Source organism: Alistipes sp. UBA1686, from assembly GCF_002320215.1.
GTDB lineage: Bacteria > Bacteroidota > Bacteroidia > Bacteroidales > Rikenellaceae > Alistipes > Alistipes onderdonkii.
In genome coordinates, this window is record NZ_DCKA01000021.1 from 388,012 (window position 1) to 405,235 (window position 17,224).

The 17,224-nt window shown below is 59.7% G+C and carries 13 protein-coding genes; 5 read left to right on the forward strand and 8 right to left on the reverse strand.

The genetic code is table 11. The features are described 5' to 3' along the window. The first annotated feature begins 189 nt into the window (after nucleotides 1–189). On the forward strand, nucleotides 190–1,212 hold the full coding sequence (locus B3C38_RS11705; protein WP_286727177.1) for a sensor histidine kinase: 1,023 nt from the start codon (nucleotides 190–192) through the stop codon (nucleotides 1,210–1,212). Further along, nucleotides 1,209–1,964, forward strand: coding sequence for a LytR/AlgR family response regulator transcription factor (locus B3C38_RS11710; protein WP_117506664.1), 756 nt, complete (start codon nucleotides 1,209–1,211; stop codon nucleotides 1,962–1,964). Before B3C38_RS11705 ends, B3C38_RS11710 begins: the two co-directional genes overlap by 4 nt. A 21-nt stretch (nucleotides 1,965–1,985) precedes the next feature. Here the strand turns inward: B3C38_RS11710 and B3C38_RS11715 are convergent, their stop codons facing one another. The 4 genes from B3C38_RS11715 to B3C38_RS11730 all read right to left on the reverse strand — a co-directional run bounded on the left by B3C38_RS11715 (nucleotide 1,986) and on the right by B3C38_RS11730 (nucleotide 6,700). Then, nucleotides 1,986–2,651: an ATP-binding cassette domain-containing protein gene (locus B3C38_RS11715; RefSeq protein WP_022332692.1), complete on the reverse strand. Its 666-nt coding sequence runs from the start codon at nucleotides 2,649–2,651 to the stop codon at nucleotides 1,986–1,988. Continuing rightward, nucleotides 2,638–2,958, reverse strand: a complete 321-nt coding sequence (locus B3C38_RS11720) for a hypothetical protein (RefSeq protein ID WP_022332691.1) — start codon at nucleotides 2,956–2,958, stop codon at nucleotides 2,638–2,640. The genes B3C38_RS11715 and B3C38_RS11720 overlap by 14 nt, the downstream gene beginning before the upstream one ends. A gap of 119 nt (nucleotides 2,959–3,077) precedes the next feature. After that, on the reverse strand, nucleotides 3,078–4,184 hold the full coding sequence (gene ald, locus B3C38_RS11725; protein ID WP_286727179.1) for an alanine dehydrogenase: 1,107 nt from the start codon (nucleotides 4,182–4,184) through the stop codon (nucleotides 3,078–3,080). A gap of 89 nt (nucleotides 4,185–4,273) precedes the next feature. Then, nucleotides 4,274–6,700: a TonB-dependent receptor gene (locus B3C38_RS11730; protein ID WP_286727180.1), complete on the reverse strand. Its 2,427-nt coding sequence runs from the start codon at nucleotides 6,698–6,700 to the stop codon at nucleotides 4,274–4,276. 262 nt (nucleotides 6,701–6,962) lie between these two features. Between B3C38_RS11730 and B3C38_RS11735 the strand changes: the two genes are divergently transcribed. Together B3C38_RS11735 and B3C38_RS11740 are read left to right on the forward strand one after the other, a co-directional pair. Next, nucleotides 6,963–9,434 (forward strand): outer membrane beta-barrel protein, encoded by a 2,472-nt coding sequence (locus B3C38_RS11735; protein WP_286727181.1) that lies wholly within the window; start codon nucleotides 6,963–6,965, stop codon nucleotides 9,432–9,434. 514 nt (nucleotides 9,435–9,948) lie between these two features. After that, nucleotides 9,949–10,494, forward strand: coding sequence for a DUF4251 domain-containing protein (locus B3C38_RS11740; RefSeq protein WP_286727182.1), 546 nt, complete (start codon nucleotides 9,949–9,951; stop codon nucleotides 10,492–10,494). A gap of 111 nt (nucleotides 10,495–10,605) precedes the next feature. Here the strand turns inward: B3C38_RS11740 and B3C38_RS11745 are convergent, their stop codons facing one another. Next, nucleotides 10,606–12,057, reverse strand: coding sequence for an aminoacyl-histidine dipeptidase (locus tag B3C38_RS11745; RefSeq protein WP_022332686.1), 1,452 nt, complete (start codon nucleotides 12,055–12,057; stop codon nucleotides 10,606–10,608). A gap of 298 nt (nucleotides 12,058–12,355) precedes the next feature. Here B3C38_RS11745 and ispF point away from each other — a divergent pair, with 298 nt between their 5' ends. Continuing rightward, on the forward strand, nucleotides 12,356–12,868 hold the full coding sequence (gene ispF / locus B3C38_RS11750; RefSeq protein WP_022332685.1) for a 2-C-methyl-D-erythritol 2,4-cyclodiphosphate synthase: 513 nt from the start codon (nucleotides 12,356–12,358) through the stop codon (nucleotides 12,866–12,868). A 46-nt stretch (nucleotides 12,869–12,914) separates the two neighbouring features. Here the strand turns inward: ispF and B3C38_RS11755 are convergent, their stop codons facing one another. The 3 genes from B3C38_RS11755 to uvrA all read right to left on the reverse strand — a co-directional run bounded on the left by B3C38_RS11755 (nucleotide 12,915) and on the right by uvrA (nucleotide 17,149). Next, nucleotides 12,915–13,520: a hypothetical protein gene (locus B3C38_RS11755; RefSeq protein WP_232045596.1), complete on the reverse strand. Its 606-nt coding sequence runs from the start codon at nucleotides 13,518–13,520 to the stop codon at nucleotides 12,915–12,917. A 197-nt stretch (nucleotides 13,521–13,717) separates the two neighbouring features. After that, nucleotides 13,718–14,260: a DUF4251 domain-containing protein gene (locus tag B3C38_RS11760; protein WP_022332683.1), complete on the reverse strand. Its 543-nt coding sequence runs from the start codon at nucleotides 14,258–14,260 to the stop codon at nucleotides 13,718–13,720. Nucleotides 14,261–14,326: 66 nt separating this feature from the next. Then, entirely contained in the window at nucleotides 14,327–17,149 is a 2,823-nt protein-coding gene (gene uvrA, locus B3C38_RS11765) for an excinuclease ABC subunit UvrA (RefSeq protein WP_286727184.1), read from the reverse strand. Nucleotides 17,150–17,224: the final 75 nt, after the last annotated feature.

Sequence of the window (17,224 nt, forward strand, 5' to 3'; positions counted from 1 at the left end):
GTATGAACGAACGAATCGGTTTTTGTAAATATCGCTACGAATCGTCCATAAAGTTCTCATACCACGCCAAAAAGGCGAACAAGGCCGATAATCGGGAAAAACAAGGCGATAAAAGGGAATGACAGAATGTGACATTTTTTTACTATTTTTGCCTGCAACGTCACCCCTTCTTCATACATACGAAAACACATGGGCTATCTCGAACAGGCTGTGCGTTCACGGTGGGCCGTCCCGATGACGGCTTTCCTGATCCAACTGAGCCAATACTGGAATACGCTGGTAACGGTCACCTGGTGGTCGAAACGGGCGACCGTATCGGTCGTCTGGTTCTGCGTTCTGTGGCTGGCGACCATCCTGCTGCTGGAAATATTCCTGAACAGGCGGTTCCCATTCCCGGTACGTTGCCTGCTGGGCACGCTCGTCATCGCGGGAGTTATCCTCACGGCCATGCTGGTCATCTCGCTGCAGTCCGAAAAACCGTGGCTCACACTGGGATACGACGAAGTCGGGTATCTGATCATCACGTATACGATATGCCTGCTGATCGGCAGCATCGTACTGATGATCAACAAGGAACGCCGGCATGAAAAAGAGATCGAGATGCTCCGGATAGAGAACCTCAGCAGCCAGTACAACGCCATTGCCAACCAGGTAAGTCCCCACTTCTTTTTCAACGCACTGAGCAACCTCTCGTCGCTCGTACGCGGCGACAAGAAACAGGAAAGCCTTGAATACATCGGCAACCTGTCGGGCATATTCCGGTACATCATCCGCTTCAAGGAGTCGTCGCTGACGACCCTGGGCGAGGAACTGAATTTCATAAATTCGTACAAGCAACTGATGGACGTACGCTTCGCCGAAAGCTACACCTGCGAGGTCGACATTCCGCAGCAGGCGCTGAACATGCGCATGCCCAGCCTTTCGCTGCTGCCGCTGTTCGAAAATATCGTCAAACACAACGTCATCGACAGCGAGCACCACATGCGGATCACGATCTCGTTCAACGACAACAACGAACTGGTGATCGCCAATCCGGTCTATCCGAAGCTCACGCCGCCCGAATCGAACGGCATCGGGTTGACCAACCTGAGCAACAGGTACAGGCTGCTGCTGGGTAAGGAAATACGCATCGAGAAAACCGAGGGGGGGGGTGACGGGATGTTCCGGGTGTTCCTGCCGATGGTCAAGATGAACATAAAGCATACGCGATGAGGGTACTGATCATAGAAGACGAAATGGGGGCCCTCGACGACCTGAGGAGCATCCTCGCGGAATCGGCCCCGGACATCCGGATAGCAGGCACGACGGAGAGTGTCATGCAAAGCGTCGCATGGCTGGAAAAGAACCCCGTTCCGGATCTGATTTTCATGGACATCCATCTGTCCGACGGTTCGGCTTTCGAGATATTCAAGCGGACGGCCGTCGAGGCGCCCGTGATCTTCACGACCGCCTACGACGAATACGCCATCCATGCCTTCAGGGTCAACGCCGTGGACTATCTGCTCAAACCGCTCGCCATCGACGAGGTGAAACGCGCACTGGAAAAATACCGGCGGCTCAGCCGGCCGCAGGTACTCCCGGATATCGAGAAATTGTATGAAATGATTTCCTGCCAGCGGACGAATTCCCGCAGGAACATTCTGGTGGCCTACAAGGACAAACTGCTGCCGATCCCGACGGAGAAAATCGCCTTTTTCTATTCGACCAAGGAGACGTCGAGGGTATACCTCGCCGATGGCAGCAACTATGCCTACAACAGGACGCTGGAGAGCATCTGCGACGACATGGATCCCCGGGCATTCTGCCGGGTCAACAAACAATACGTCGTCGCCAGGGAGCACATCACGAGCATCGTCGTATGGTCGAACAGCCGCCTGCTGGTTTCGATGGATACCGAGACGCCCGAGCCCGTATTCCTGAGCAAAAACCGGGCTGCGGAGTTCAAAAAATGGATCACGGGATAAGTCCCGTCCCGGAAAAAACATTTACAAGCGTGCGAGGTATCCGTAGCGTACCAAATCCTCTTCGCCGCGGGTGAGGTGGGTCTGGCCGTCGGCCAGCACGTAGAGGCGGTCGGTGATATCCGTCACATGGCGGTGCATATGGTCGGTCAGGAGAATGCCTTTCGAGGATTTTTCCTGCCGGATCAGCGCCTTGAGCGTCGACACGTGCAGCGGAGCGACCTGCGAAAAAGGTTCGTCGAGCATGACGAATTGCGTCGGACTGCACAGGATCAGGTAGGATTCCAGAATACGCCGCTCGCCGCCCGACAGGGCACGGATCTTCGTACCGCGCAGTTTGCCGAACAACGGGAACCATGCCAGCAGGTCGTCCCACGGCAACCCGAAGTCGCGCAGTGCCCGGTCGACGGTCAGCCAGCCCGGGATAAATCCCTGCTGCGCGAGGTAGCGCACCTCGTCGGCCCGAAAACGGTCATGCCACACCCCGTCGATGCGCATCGACCGGAAATCCGCCCGCAGCGAACCGCACAGTATCTTCATCAGACAGCTCTTGCCGCACCCGTTGCGGCCGAGCACCGCCGTAACGCCGCCCGTTTCAACGGCGAGGTACACTCCCGAAAGGATGCGCCGGTCGCCGAACGACAACTCCACGGAGTCGATCTCGAGGATATGTTTCTCAGAGGGGTTCATAAAGGAAGGCGGCCGTCAGTTTCAATAACACATAACACAGGATAAAGTCCACCCCGCAACTCACGCCCAGCAGTTCGCGGCGCCGCACGCCGAGGTTGCGGTAGTAGAAAAACTCGTCGCCGTAGCGCCGGACGATCCAGACATAGAGATAAAGCGGATAGACCGCCGCCTTGCCCAACAGGCACCACGGGACGATTGTCGGGCCGTGGTTCGAGACCACCCATGCCAACCCGATACTCACGGCCATGCAAAAAAAGAACATGGCCGAATAATAAAAGCGGAGTATGAGCAGCAATTTCCGGATCATCGTCCAAATATACGAAAAAAGCGGGTGGAATACAGACCACCCGCTTTTTATTCGGCGTAAACGCCAAGTCGGCATCTCCGCAAGAGAACCCGCTGCGGGCAGGAAAGCCGGCGACGGCGTTACAGCGCCAGCGGCTCGCAGGGAAGCCCCCAGGCCTCGGCGACGGGCCGGTAGACCACTTTGCCCTGCACGATGTTGAGCCCCAGTTCCAGTTCGCGGCTCTCCTTGCAGGCACGGCGCCAGCCCTTGTCGGCGAGCTGGACGACGTAGGGAAGCGTGGCGTTGGTGAGCGCAAGCGTCGAGGAATAGGGCACGGCGCCGGGAATGTTGGCCACGCAGTAGTGCAGGATGCCGTCGACATAGTAGACGGGGTCTTCGTGCGTCGTGGGACGCGAGGTCTCGAAGCAGCCGCCCTGGTCGATGGCCACGTCGACCATCACCGAGCCGGGCTCCATCTCCCGGAGCATGTCGCGCGTAACGAGCTTCGGGGCCTTGGCGCCGGGGATCAGCACCGAGCCGATCACCAGGTCGGCATGTTTGAGCTCTTCGCGGATATTGTATTCCGAAGACATCAGGGTCTTGACGTTCTTGGGCATCACGTCGGCCAGGTAGGTGAGGCGTTGCAGCGAAATGTCGCAGATCGTCACGTCGGCCCCCGTCCCGGCAGCCGTACGCGCCGCGGCCGTGCCGACCACGCCGGCACCGATGACGAAGACCTTGGCGGGTTTCACCCCCGGTACGCCGCCCAGCAGCTTGCCTTTGCCGCCGCGGGGTTTTTCGAGGAAATAACGCCCTTCCTGCGTGGACATACGGCCTGCGACCTCGGACATCGGGATCAGCAGCGGCAGCGAGCGGTCGGCACGTTCGACGGTCTCGTAGGCGCAGCATACCGCCCCGCTGTCGATCATGGCGCGGGTAAGGGGTTCGCTGCTGGCGAAATGGAAAAACGTGAAGACCAGCTGGTCTTTGCGGATCAGCTTGTACTCGGGGGCGATGGGCTCCTTGACCTTGACGATCATTTCGGCACGGGCATAGACATCCCCGATCGTGGGAAGGATCTCCGCCCCTACCGCCGTATAGGCCTCGTCGGCAAAACCGCTGTTCACACCGGCCGTAGCCTGCACATAAACCGTGTGGCCCCGTTTGACGAGCTCCTGGGCGCCTGCGGGGGTAAGGGCAACGCGATTCTCGTTGTTCTTGATCTCTTTGGGAATACCGATAATCATAAGGCTTGAAGTTTTTAGGTTTTTTTGCCTTTTAATTTACGGATTTTATCCGGAACAGCAAAATATTCCGGCGATTTTTCACTTGCGGATCAAAATTTATAAGAGACTGTAAGGTAGAACGAACGCGGATAGGCATAGGTATAGCGCGTGGCGTGGGGTGCGAAATAGAGGGCGTCACCCGAACGGATACGCCGGACGCGCAGCGACTCGTAACCGCTGTAAACCGTATCGGCATCGCCCAGCAGGTTGCGCAGCATGAGCGAAGCGGTCAGCCGCGAACGGCCAAAATAGAAGGATTTGAAAAGCGAGGCGTCGAGCGTGGAGGCATCTCCGAGACGCTCCTGGTGCGTAAAGGCATCGAACGCCTCCTGTGTAATGCCGCCCTGCCGCGCGATGCGCGCCGTACGGCGCAGGGGCGCAGGCTCGACGTAACGCAGCCCCGCATATCCCGCCGAGGCGCGGAAACCCCATCCCCGGGGGCCGAAATAAGAGAGTTCGGCGCAAGCCGTAACTTGAGGTGCGGCGCCGAGCGTACAACCGCCCATGTGGCTTTCGGCACGGGTGTCGACGGCCGAATTGTCGACGTCGGAGATGACCGTGACGCGCGGGTTGCGGATATATTTGTACCGCCCGCCCGAAGCGGCGAGCGAAAGGCTCCAGCGGTATGCGAGGCGGAGGTCGGCGGCGGCCTCTGCGCCGCAGGCCATGCGTCCGATGCCCGTAACGGCCATGTCGCTGTATACGCCTGCCATGTCGTCGTAATAACGGCGGGACTGGATGCCGTCGAGCATGGCGACGGCGAAGGCCGTAATGCGGAGCGAAAGCCGTTCGCCGGTACGGGTGAAATTGAGCTCGGCGGCGTAGAAACGCCCGGCAGCGGGGTCGTCGACCGTACGGTTGTTATACAACGGCTGGTAGAACAGGTCGGCGGCATCGGGCACCGCAGCCCCGGCTGCGGCCGATGCTTCGAGGTAGCTGCGGGGCGAGAAAGCCCACCCCACCAGTGCCTTGACCGTATAGGGCGTAAACCCCATCCGCCGCGAGCGCCCGAGGGACTGTGTCCCGGGGAAGAGCTCTTTCTCATAATACCCGCGGCGCAGCACGGCGGCATCGCCCAGCGCGAGGGCGACGTCGGCACGAAGGCGGTCGGAACGGTACTCGGCCGACAGGCGGACGGTGGCCTCGCGCGTCGAGAGCGCATAGTCGTAGCCGAAACGGTCGCCCTCGCGGACGGTGCGGCCGGGATGGCGCAGGTCGTTTTGCAGGAGGTTGCCGTAGGTGTCGTCGTCCACGAGGTACTGGTCGATGTCGGTGATATGATCCGCCCCCAGCAGGTCGCGCATCTGTTTGTAGCTGCGCGTGCGGGCATGGCGGTAGGAAAAGCCGTAGCGGAGCGTCAGCCGCTCGTCCGGCGCGGTCGTAAGGAGGGCGTCGAAACCGAGGTTGCGGATACGTTCGGCGCGGTCTTCGAGCGTATAGACGGCATGTCCGCCCGCCATGCGGTTGCGGGCGATCAGCTCGTCCCAGCAAACCTGCGTATAGCGCGCGTCGTTCGACCGCCATGCCAGTTCGGTTTCCCGGTCGCCCGTATAGCCGGGCAGGTAACGGTAATTGTCGGGCATGGGCGTACGGGCGTCGTACCACCCCAGGGCGCTGTATTTCCGCACCCCGTATTCGGCCCCGGCGGCCATGTCGAGCCAGGTCGCGGGCGACAGCCGCACGCAGTACGTAGCGGCGGCCAGCGGCACGAGCTCGCGCCGCACGCGCGAATTGCGGACTTTGCCGTCCTGGAAACCCCAGGCCGGATTGTAGAGGTTGTCGCCCGTAAGGCGGAAAGCCTCTTCGACCGAAGAAAGGCGTGTGCCCCGTACCGACGGCGGGACAATGAGGAGGAAAGCCAGCGTATGGCCCTCGCCGAAATGCCTGGCGGCACGGAATCCCGCCGTCAGAGCATTCGTGAAGACGCCTTCGACGTGCATGTCGCGCCCCGTGCGGGCCTCGACGGCGGCAGCGACATCCCAGCCGTGGCCCGCAGGCCGCGCAAAGGCAAGTTTCGCCCCGGCCAGGTAGTTGCGGTCGGTGAAACTGACGGAGGCATGGCAGGAGGGTTCGGCCAGCGCCCCGGGGAACCGGAAGGTACGCACGCCGCCGGCACCGCCGATGGCCTCGGGCAATGCCGCGATCCCGGCACGGCGCTCTTCCCGAGCCCCGAGCAGCCGCAGCGAACCGAAATAGCGGGACGAAATCCCCAACCCGGAAAAGGAGGCCGCCTCCGAGGAGTAATGCTGCCCGCGGCGGCCGAGCGCGATGTAGGGCAGATTGAAGGCCGAAATGCTGCCGTAGAGGTCGGGCATGGTCTGGATTGCCCGGTAGAAAAGCGAGGAGTCGGTAAGCACGATGGGCGTACGCTGCTCATAACCCGTGCCATAGGGATAGTATTCGTCGTCGGGGAGCTGGGCCGCAGCTCCGCACACGACGAACAGGAAAACCACGGTAAGAGCGTATTTGCGGAGCATGCACAGGGACTTTTCAGAATACAAATATAACTATTTTAAACATGTTTTAAATAGCAACAATAAAAACCGCTGAATTTCGTCCTTTATGGCAGTTGTGCCGGCAGAAAATATTTTTTGATTTTTCAGAATCAAATAATAATATGATATACAAACTATTACGCGCACATAAGCACGGGGGGGGGCTAACACCGTCCGCAAATTTGGAAAATCGGAAAACAAACCTCATATTTGTGAACTCTCAACAATCTCAAAGCGTCCTGACATGCAAAAAGCCCTCGCTCTCCTGCTGTCGGCAGCCATGCTGCTGTGTCTGCATCCGGCTGCCGCGCAACAACCCAACACCCTGACCGGGACGGTCACCGATTCGGCTTCCGGCAAAGCCGTCGGCTATGCCACCGTCTCGCTCCAGCGCGACTCGGTCACGGTCGTGAACGCCGTAGCCGCCGATTCGGACGGCCGCTTCTCGCTCAAAGCTCCCGAAGCGGGCGACTACCAGCTCTGCATCACGATGGTAGGCTACACGCCCTACAAACAGGCCGTGAAAGTGCCCGCATCGGGCAAGGCGCTCGGCAAGATCGCCATCACGCAGGGTGTCGAGGTCGGCGACGTGGTGATCGAAGTCCAGAAACCGCTCGTAATGGCCGACGCCGAGAAGACCACCTACTCGGTCGAGGACGACCCGCAGGCTTCGACGAGCACACTCGACGAAATCATCCGCAAGGTTCCGCAGCTCTCGCTCGACGGCGACGGCAACGTCCTGCTCAACGGACAGAGCAATTACAAGATATTGCTCAACGGGCGCAATTCGGCAACGATGAGCAACAACTTCAAGGACGTGATCCAGAGCATGCCCGCCTCGCAGATCAGCCGCATAGAGGTCATCACCAACCCCTCGACCAAGTACGAAGCCGAAGGCGTGGGCGGCATCATCAACCTCATCACCCAACGCAAGAAGCAGTTCCACGGATACAACGGCAGCGTCGGCGCGAGCGTCACGGTGTTGGAGAACCCGGCCTACAACGGCAACGCCAGCCTCTCGATCCAGGCCGGGAAGTTCGCGGCGAGCATCATGGGCTATGCAGGCTACTACGACGGGGGCCGTACCCCCTCGGAATCGGAGTCGTGGCAGGAAAATTACGACTCGGAGAACCGCTACAACCGCAGTTACTCCGAAAACAAGGGCAGTTCGCGTTACGGCAACGTCGGACTGGACATGAGCTACCAGCCCGACACGCTCAACCTGATCACGCTCAACGGATGGCTGTGGCTCGGCCGCAGCCGCTACAAATCGCTGGGTACGAACGCGATCCTCGACCCCGAAATGAACCCGCTGCTGGAATACGGCAGCCGCAGCATCCAGAAATGGAACTACATGGGCGGCAGCGTCTCGCTCAATTACGAACACACCTTCGGCAAGGAGGGGCATACGCTGACCATATCGGATGAAGTCGAGATCGACCCGGACAAAGGCCATACAGACCGGATATACAACGACGGATACAATTACAGAGCGTTGCAGGATGCGGACAACCGCATGACGGGCAACACCGTGCAGGTAGACTACGCCAACCCGCTGTCGGAACACCACAAGATCGAGGCGGGGCTGAAACACATCTACCGCAACAGCACCTCCGACACCGACAACAAGCAGAGCGACGAATACGGCACATTCCCGACTGAAAAAATAAAATTCACGGGCATGGATTACCGCCAGCACGTGCTGGGCATCTACACCGGATACGGATTCACCTACACCAAATGGTCTGGACGCCTCGGTGCGCGCATGGAACGGACATGGAACGACGCCGACGTGGAGGAGACCGCCAAAGGCACCTACTCGTTTTCGAACCGCCAGTTTAACGTGGTGCCCTACCTGAGCCTGACATTCATCCCCAAGGTGAGCCACAACATTTCGCTCTCCTACACGCAGCGGCTCCAGCGCCCGGGCATCTACATGCTTTCGCCGGCCGAGGACGACACCGACCCCACGCGGCTGTCGTACGGCAACCCGGGACTGGAAGCGGCCGTATACCACACGATCAACCTCCAGTACGGCCACTATGCCGCAAAATGGAGCATGACCTTCGCACTCAACACCTTCCTGTCGAACAACAACATGTCGTCGTACTCCTTCTCGGACGGGGACGGCATCACGAACACCACCTACAGCAACGACGTCCGTTCGCGCAGCTACGGATTCAACGGTTCGTTCTCGTACCGCCCGTCGGAGAAGGTCAACCTCTCGCTGAGCTACAACGGCAGGTATTCGCAGAACGATTTCGACGCCATGGACATCCACACCGACCAGTTCACGTTAAGCCAGAACCTCAACCTCGACTTCGCGCTCTGGAAGGAGGCGCGGCTTATGCTGGGTGAGAATTATTCGACGGGGTATGCGTGGCTCGGCGGCAAATCGGAAAGCTACTACTACTATTACATGGGCATCAAACAGCAGTTCCTCAAGAAGAAGCTCGACCTGAGCATCATGTGCAACAACCCCTTCGAGAAATACCGCAGGAACAGGAACACCTCGGACACGCCGACCTTCGGCGGCTGGAGCGAATACAGGTATGCGTGCCGCAGCCTCTATTTCCGCGTCAGCTACCGCTTCGGCAAACAGAACGTCGGGGTGAAACGCACTGCCAAGTCGATCCGCAACGACGACATGAGCAGCGGCGCACAGGGCGGTGGCGGCGGAAGCACCGGCGGCGCTCAGGGCGGAGGAGGGATGTAATCCCCCGCCGGCGATCCTGCCCGATACGCCGGGCGCCGGCATCACCGCGTGGGCCATCATCGCAGGAGTCATCGCGGAAATCATTCCAGGAATCATCGCGGAAACCATCGCGGCATTTACGCGGCCTTCTTTCCCCTGCTGCAAGGGACGACGCATACGGCTTCCGGGCGCGGCATCCATATCGACGAAAAGGGACTGCCGCACAAGCAGCCGGAAACAGAAACCACCCCTGCCGGAGTTTGTTCCGGCGGGGGTGAAATCGTAAAATCGGACTTGCCGGACAGCCCCTCTGTTATTTGCAGCCTGCCGTGCAGCGCCCTGCCGGGAACACCCGGAGCGGTCAACGGTCGCCCGATCCATGCGGATGGGGGCCCGGATCATCGACCGCACGGATTTCATAGCATGGCAAAAATATTGAATAAAATGATTGTTTTATTCCTATTTTTTCATTATATTGTGAACAATATAAAACACATGCTTCACAATCCTTCATTAATCCTTTAAATTTACCGCCATGAAAAAACTTTTTTTACTCCGGAAAAGCCTGTTCATAGCTTTTGCGGCAGCGACCTGCGGACTCTTTTCTATAATAGGATGTGCAGCGCAAAAACCGGCAGCCGGACGGCAAGGCGAAGCGACCGGAGGGGGGATCCGCCACGCACAAGCGTCGAAGGCACTGGAAGAGGGGCGGTTCGTGATCGAGGCGAATGAATTTTACCTCCCGGAGGACAAATCCCCGGTCAAGTCATCCACCGGCAACTACATTTCCATGGAAGGCAAACGGGGCGTTATCAGTTTCACCCCCGACCTCTTCCCGAAAACACCGCTGGGCAACCTGACCATAACGGACGACTCGGCGGAAATAACGCTGGAAAAGCGGAAAAAGAACGGAGACATACAGTTCTGCATGAGAATGACCGGGCCGGCGAATTCCCAGGACAGGAAGGTAATAATAACGCTGTACAAGGACACGGACAAATGCCATGTACAGGTTTCGAACGAACTTCTGGCATATCCCGTGGTCAAGTTCACGGGAGTGGTAAGGCCAGCGGGAGAATAACCGCGTCACCACCCGCAACGGCAACGGCCCCGTCTTTGCGGGGCCGTTATCGTGAACCGTGCATCCGGGAACCGTGCATCCGTGGCGGGATTTGCCGCGTTCGCAGGCGGGTCAGACGGTTTTGAGCACTTCGAGCAGCAAATCCCAGAACTTGGGCACCGTGGCGATTTCGAGCCTCTCGTCGGGCGAATGCACGCCGCGCAACGTCGGGCCGAAGGAAACCATCTCCAGTTCGGGGTATTTCTCGAGGAACAGGCCGCACTCCAATCCGGCATGGATCGCACGCACCTTGGGCTCCGCACCGAACAGGCGTTCGTAGGCGCCGACGGTCTTTTCGAGCAGTACGGACTGCGGGTTGGGCGCCCAGCCCGGATAACCGTCGGAATGGGCGACGTCGGCACCGGCCAGGGCGAATACCGATTCGACCATCTGCATGACATAGGTCTTGGCGCTCTCGACCGACGACCGCTGCGACGAGGTGACGACGATGCGGTCGTCGCCCTCGAATTTCACCGAAGCGAGGTTGGTCGAGGTCTCGACCAGCCCCGGCATGGCGAACGACATGGCGATCACGCCGTTGGGAACGCCCACCAGCGAGTAGACCAGCCCGAACTGCGTCCGGGCATCGAGCACCTGGTCGACCTCGGGCATCTCGTTGAGCGTAATCTTGAAATTGGGCTCGCGGAAACGGAATTCGGCTTTCAGGTCGGCGGCAAAGAGGTCGTAGCGTTTGACGAACTCGGACTTGAACCGTGTCGGGACGCCGAAGATGGCGTACGCCTCGCGCGGGATCGCATTGCGCAGGTTGCCGCCGTTGAAATAGCTCAGCTTCAGTTCGAACGACTGCATGCCGTCCCACAAGAGGCGTGCGACGGTCTTGTTGGAATTGACGCGTCCCTTGTCGATGTCGTCGCCCGAGTGCCCGCCCTGCAGGTCGGAGACGTCGACGCGGAAGAAGGAGTAGTTCTTCGGCGCCTCCTCCATCGCATACCGGAACGTGGCGATGGTGTCGATGCCGCCGGCACAGCCGATGAAGATCTCGCCCTCGTCCTCCGAGTCGAGGTTGATGAGGTATTTGCCCGTGAGCATCTCCTCGCCCAGTTCGAAAGCCCCCGTAAGGCCGGTCTCCTCGTCGACCGTAAAGAGCGCCTCGACGGGCCCGTGCTGCACCGCGGGGTCGATCATGACGGCCAGTGCGGCAGCCATGCCGATGCCGCAGTCGGCACCCAGCGTCGTACCTTCGGCCCTGACCCACCCGCCGTCAATGTGCGTGCGGATCGGGTCGTTGTCGAAATCGAACTCCACGTCGGAGTTCTTCTCGCAGACCATGTCCATGTGGGACTGGAGGATAACCGCCGGGCGATCCTCGAAGCCCGGCGTGGCGGGTTTGCGCATCACCACGTTGCCGATGGCATCCTTCTTATACTCGATGTTGTGCTTCCGGGCGAAATCGACCAGGAATTCGATGATCTTGCCCTCCTTCTTCGAGGGGCGCGGAACCCGTGTGATGGCATCGAACTGCTCCCACACGATCCGGGGTTCAAGGTTTACTATTTCAGACATAATCTCCTAATATAATTTACAGGCACATCGCCGGGTTGCCGCCGGCCGTAACGCCGGGCGTACGTCCCTCGATTTCCGCCCATTCCATGACAATATTTACAACGGCAGAAAGACGCTCCGAGGATGGGGTATCTACAAGAATTCTTCCGGCCGAAGATTTTCAAATACAAATATACGAAAAACAGCGTAATTCACGGTATCCCGCGTCCGGTTTTTTGCATTTCCGGCTGGCTGCGACGGCCGAAAATTTGCTTTTGCCCCCCGCTTCCACTATCTTTACGGGAAAATACGGAACTCTATGACGGATTTCAGGATAGGACACGGATACGACGTACACGCGCTGGCCGACGGGCTGCCCCTGGTGCTGGGCGGGATCGAAATTCCGCACACGAAAGGATTCGTGGCGCATTCGGACGGCGACGTGGCGATACACGCCGTATGCGACGCACTGCTGGGCGCCGCAGCGCTGGGCGACATCGGGATGCACTTCCCCGACACGTCGGATGACTTCAAGGGCATCGACTCGAAAATACTGCTCCGAAGGGTTGCGGCGCTGCTGCGCGAAAAAGGATATGAGATCGGGAATGTCGATTGTACGATCCGGATGCAACGGCCCAAATTGCGGCCGCATATCGACGCCATGCGCACCGCGATGGCCGGTGCAATGGGCGTAGGCGATGACCGGGTATCGGTCAAAGCTACGACCACAGAGCATCTCGGTTTCGAGGGGCGCGAAGAGGGGGTTTCCGTCTCCGCCGTGGCACTGATATACAAAATGCAGGCCAAACCGGGCGAGGAAACCGTCGGATAAGGGCTTCCCGGTTCGCGGGCTGCCCGACATCAGTGAAAGCCGCCGCTCAGTCCAGCCGCCGGAACTTGGGATCGCCGATCCGTTTGTCCCAGAGCCACCCGACATAGCGCATGACAAGGTCGGGAGCCGTCAGCGTCAGCACCGTCTCGCCGGTGGCGGTCGAAACCTCGAAACCGGCATGGTAGGCCATATCGCCGTCGGCAAAACCGAAGGAGATGCGCCAGCCCCACGCCAAGCGCTCGGCCCGGTAATCGGACAGGGACGGCGAGTCGAAATTGAGCACGTAGAGATACTGCGTGATGCCGCGCTCGGTCGGCAGGTGCACCCCGATGTGGTCGATGAACATCCCGAAGAAGTAATAATCGGTATAGATGCTGCGGATCATGCCGCCCGGTACCTCCTGCATACTGTTCGGGAAAAACATGTAGTCGCGCGACTGTACCAGCGAGTCGATCTTCTGCGCATAGAGCTTCGCCCGGTAAGCGCGGCGTTCGGGCCGTGTCATGCCGCGCGTGGACTCCTCGTAGACGGTCGTATGCTCGACGACCTGCACAGGGGGCTGCTGGACAGGAACCACGGTCGTCTGGGGCACGCTGTCGACGGTGGAAGTGCCCAGCGTGAACTGCGGGACGGTCTGCGCGGACTGCGCCACAGCACCCGAGGCCCCGAAAACAAGGGCGCAAAGGCACAATATCCGGACTACCGCCCGCCCCGCAGGAGCAAAAGCCCCCGCCGGGGCGGGGGCTCGCAATCCGGGAAGGATTATCGTTGCAGCGGCATTCCGCCGCAACGGGGAGGACGGAAAGGGGGCGCCGCATCCCGTCCGGCGATACATCCCGGAACTCATGGTCAATAGAGCTGTGAAATAGTGCCCGAGTACTCCACGGGGTTATACCACGGGTTGGTGATGGTCAGGTTGGCACCGCCCGTACGGGAGAAGATCTCGAAGGTGAAGGTATAGGTCGACGCCGAGAAAAGCGAGGTGGAGAAGGTTACCATCCAGCCTTCGTGGGTCTGCTCGGTGGTATAGCCCTGCACGTTGGGCACGGTGTAGTTGATGATGGTCGTGTAATAAGGCGGCACATAGCCCTTGACATAAGGCAGGCAGATGTCTACCGTGCCGTCCCAGACACCCACGTTGAAGGCCGGGTTGATGATCTGGCGCATGGGGCCGGCCGGCTGCCGCTGCATGGTCTGGGGGTTGAACTGGAAGTTACGCGAAAGGATGACCGAATCCATCGTTTTCTCAAAATCTGCGATACGTTCCGCACGTCTCTTTTCACGCACCTCGCGGCGTTCTTCCTTGGGCGACAGAATCTTTTTCTGTCCGATCACGGTGGCGCAGACTGCGCACAGCAGCACGCTCACGACGATAATGACTGTTTTTTTCATAGCACATAAAAGGTTTATACGGCCATGAAAAATGCAAATACGGTGCCTAACTGCCTAAAGTCGTGACTAAAGACCCAGTTTTTTCAGAAATTCGCCCGTATAGCTGCGTGGGGCGCAGGCTATTTCGTGCGGAGTGCCCGCCGCGACGATCTCGCCGCCGGCCGCCCCGCCTTCGGGGCCGATGTCGATGATGTGGTCGGCGACCTTGATCACGTCGAGGTTGTGTTCGATGACGATCACCGTATTGCCGCGGTCGACGAGTTTGTTGAGCACATCGAGCAGCAGGCGGATGTCCTCGAAATGAAGCCCCGTCGTAGGTTCGTCGAGGATGTAGAGCGTACGCCCCGTATCGCGCTTGGACAGCTCGGAGGAGAGCTTGATACGCTGGCTCTCGCCGCCCGAGAGCGTGGTGCAGGGCTGTCCGAGCGTGAGGTAGCCGAGGCCGACCTCCTGGATGGCACGGAGTTTCTGGTGGATGGCAGGGATATTCTCGAAGAACTCCACGGCCATGTTGACCGTCATGTTCAGCACGTCGTCGATATTCTTGCCTTTGTATTTCACTTCGAGCGTCTCGCGGTTGTAACGGTGTCCCCCGCATGCCTTGCAACGCACGTAGACGTCGGGCAGGAAATTCATCTCGATGGTCTGGACGCCCGCGCCGCGGCACTCCTCGCAGCGGCCGCCCTTGACGTTGAACGAGAAGCGCCCCGCCTTGAAGCCGCGGATCTGGGCGTCGGGCGTCATTTCGAACAGTTTGCGGATGTCGGAAAAAACGTTCGAATAGGTCGCCGGGTTGCTGCGCGGCGTACGGCCGATGGGCGACTGGTCGACGACGACCAGTTTGTCGATATGGCTGATGCCTTCGACGCTGTCGTATTCGAGCGGCTGCCCGAAGGAGCGGTAGAGCTCCTTCGAAAGGATCGGGCGCAGCGTCTCGTTGACGAGCGTCGACTTGCCGGAACCGCTGACGCCCGTCACGCAGATGAACTTGCCGAGCGGGAATTCGGCCGTGACGCTCTTGAGGTTGTTGCCCCGCGCCCCGCGGATCACGATGCACTGCCCCGTGCCTTTGCGGAGCGTTTCGGGAATCCCGATACGGCGGCGTCCGGTGAGGTAGTCGGCCGTGATGGAATCGGAACGCAGGATGTCGTCGATCGTACCCGCGGCCATGATATGACCGCCCTTGCGTCCCGCACGGGGGCCGACGTCGACGATGAAGTCGGCGGCGCGCATCATGTCCTCGTCGTGTTCGACGACGATCACCGAGTTGCCGGCATCGCGCAGCTCCTCCAGGCTGCGGATCAGGCGCCGGTTGTCGCGCTGGTGCAGGCCGATCGAGGGCTCGTCGAGGATATAAAGCACGTTGACCAGCTTCGAGCCGATCTGCGTGGCGAGGCGGATACGCTGGCTCTCGCCGCCCGAGAGCGAGCGCGACGAACGCGACAGCGACAGGTACCCCAGCCCTACGTCCATCAGGAAGCGCAGGCGTTCGCGGATCTCCTTGACGACCTCCTGCGCGATCTTCCACTCCTTGCCGGTCATATAGTCCTCGATGTGCGCCACCCACTCCGAAAATTCGGTGATCGACATTGCCGACACGTCGGCGATGCTCTTGCCGCCGATGCGGAACTGGAGCGCCTCCTTCTTGAGGCGCGAACCGCCGCAGACCGAACATTTGCGGTAGACGAGGAATTGCTCGCGCCATTTCTGGCCGTGCTTGGAGTCCTCGTCTTCGGTACGGCCAATATATTCGGCGACGCCCTCCCACGAGACAAGGTGGTTGCCGCCCGATGAGCCGAACTCCGAGAGGTTGATGGTCAACGGCTCGGAATCGCCGTACAACACCGCATTCAGCCCCGGCTCGGGCAGCGACCCGACGGGGTCGTCGAGCGTGAAATCGTAACGCCGCCCCAGCATTTCGAGGATGGCGAAAAGCATGTTGTTGCGGTATTTGCCCAGCGGTTCGACGGCGCCCTCGCGCAGCGAAAGCCCCATGTCGGGAATGATCTTCCCGACGTCGAAGACGGCTTCCTCGCCCAGCCCGTTGCAATGCGGGCAGGCGCCCTGGGGCGAGTTGAACGAAAAGGTATGCGGCGCGGGGTCTTCGAACGCGATACCCGTCGAGGGGCACATCAGGTGGCGGGAGTAGAAGCGCTGCTGTTCGGTACCGTAGTCGTAGACGGCCATCGTACCCTTGCCCTGACGCATGGACTCCTTGAGCGAGGTCATCACCCGGTCGCGGGCCTCCTCACCGACGACCAGACGGTCGACCACCAGGTCGATGGTGTGTATCTTGTAACGGTCAAGGCGCATACCGGCCGAAATCTCGCGGATCTCGCCGTCGATACGGGCATAGATATACCCCTTTTTAGCCAGCGACTCAAACAGTTCGCGGTAATGCCCCTTGCGGCCTTTGACGATGGGAGCCATCAGGGCGATCTTGCGCCCCGTGAAGCCCGTCATAATGAGCCCGGCGATCTGCTCGTCGGTATAATGCACCATCTCCTCGCCCGTGACGGGTGAATAGGCGCGCGACGCGCGCGCGTACAGCAGACGCAGGAAATCGTTGATCTCGGTCACGGTACCCACCGTGGAACGGGGATTTTTGTTGGTGGTCTTCTGCTCGATGGCGACCACGGGGCTCAGGCCCGTAATCTTGTCGACATCGGGACGCTCCATCGTCCCCACGAACTGGCGGGCATAGGTAGAAAGCGTCTCCATGTAGCGGCGCTGTCCCTCGGCATAGATCGTGTCGAACGCCAGGGACGACTTACCCGAACCGGAAAGGCCGGTTATGACTACCAGTTTACGGCGCGGGATCTCCAGGTCTATGTTTTTCAGGTTGTGAACCCGGGCCCCCAGTATTTTGATCGTGTCTTCTTTCATCATCGTAGTCAAACGTACCGGAAGCCCCGTTTAGTGTGCGGGCTCTCCGGCGCGAATATCGTACAAAGATAGCGCATA

Coding starts and splice junctions, on each gene's coding strand:
- B3C38_RS11745 (WP_022332686.1), bottom strand. CDS start 12,057: ATGTCTGAAATAGTAAACCTTGAACCCCGGATCGTGTGGGAGCAGTTC.
- B3C38_RS11730 (WP_286727180.1), bottom strand. CDS start 6,700: ATGCTCCGCAAATACGCTCTTACCGTGGTTTTCCTGTTCGTCGTGTGC.
- ispF (WP_022332685.1), top strand. CDS start 12,356: ATGACGGATTTCAGGATAGGACACGGATACGACGTACACGCGCTGGCC.
- B3C38_RS11735 (WP_286727181.1), top strand. CDS start 6,963: ATGCAAAAAGCCCTCGCTCTCCTGCTGTCGGCAGCCATGCTGCTGTGT.
- B3C38_RS11710 (WP_117506664.1), top strand. CDS start 1,209: ATGAGGGTACTGATCATAGAAGACGAAATGGGGGCCCTCGACGACCTG.
- uvrA (WP_286727184.1), bottom strand. CDS start 17,149: ATGATGAAAGAAGACACGATCAAAATACTGGGGGCCCGGGTTCACAAC.
- B3C38_RS11705 (WP_286727177.1), top strand. CDS start 190: ATGGGCTATCTCGAACAGGCTGTGCGTTCACGGTGGGCCGTCCCGATG.
- B3C38_RS11740 (WP_286727182.1), top strand. CDS start 9,949: ATGAAAAAACTTTTTTTACTCCGGAAAAGCCTGTTCATAGCTTTTGCG.
- B3C38_RS11720 (WP_022332691.1), bottom strand. CDS start 2,958: ATGATCCGGAAATTGCTGCTCATACTCCGCTTTTATTATTCGGCCATG.
- ald (WP_286727179.1), bottom strand. CDS start 4,184: ATGATTATCGGTATTCCCAAAGAGATCAAGAACAACGAGAATCGCGTT.
- B3C38_RS11715 (WP_022332692.1), bottom strand. CDS start 2,651: ATGAACCCCTCTGAGAAACATATCCTCGAGATCGACTCCGTGGAGTTG.
- B3C38_RS11760 (WP_022332683.1), bottom strand. CDS start 14,260: ATGAAAAAAACAGTCATTATCGTCGTGAGCGTGCTGCTGTGCGCAGTC.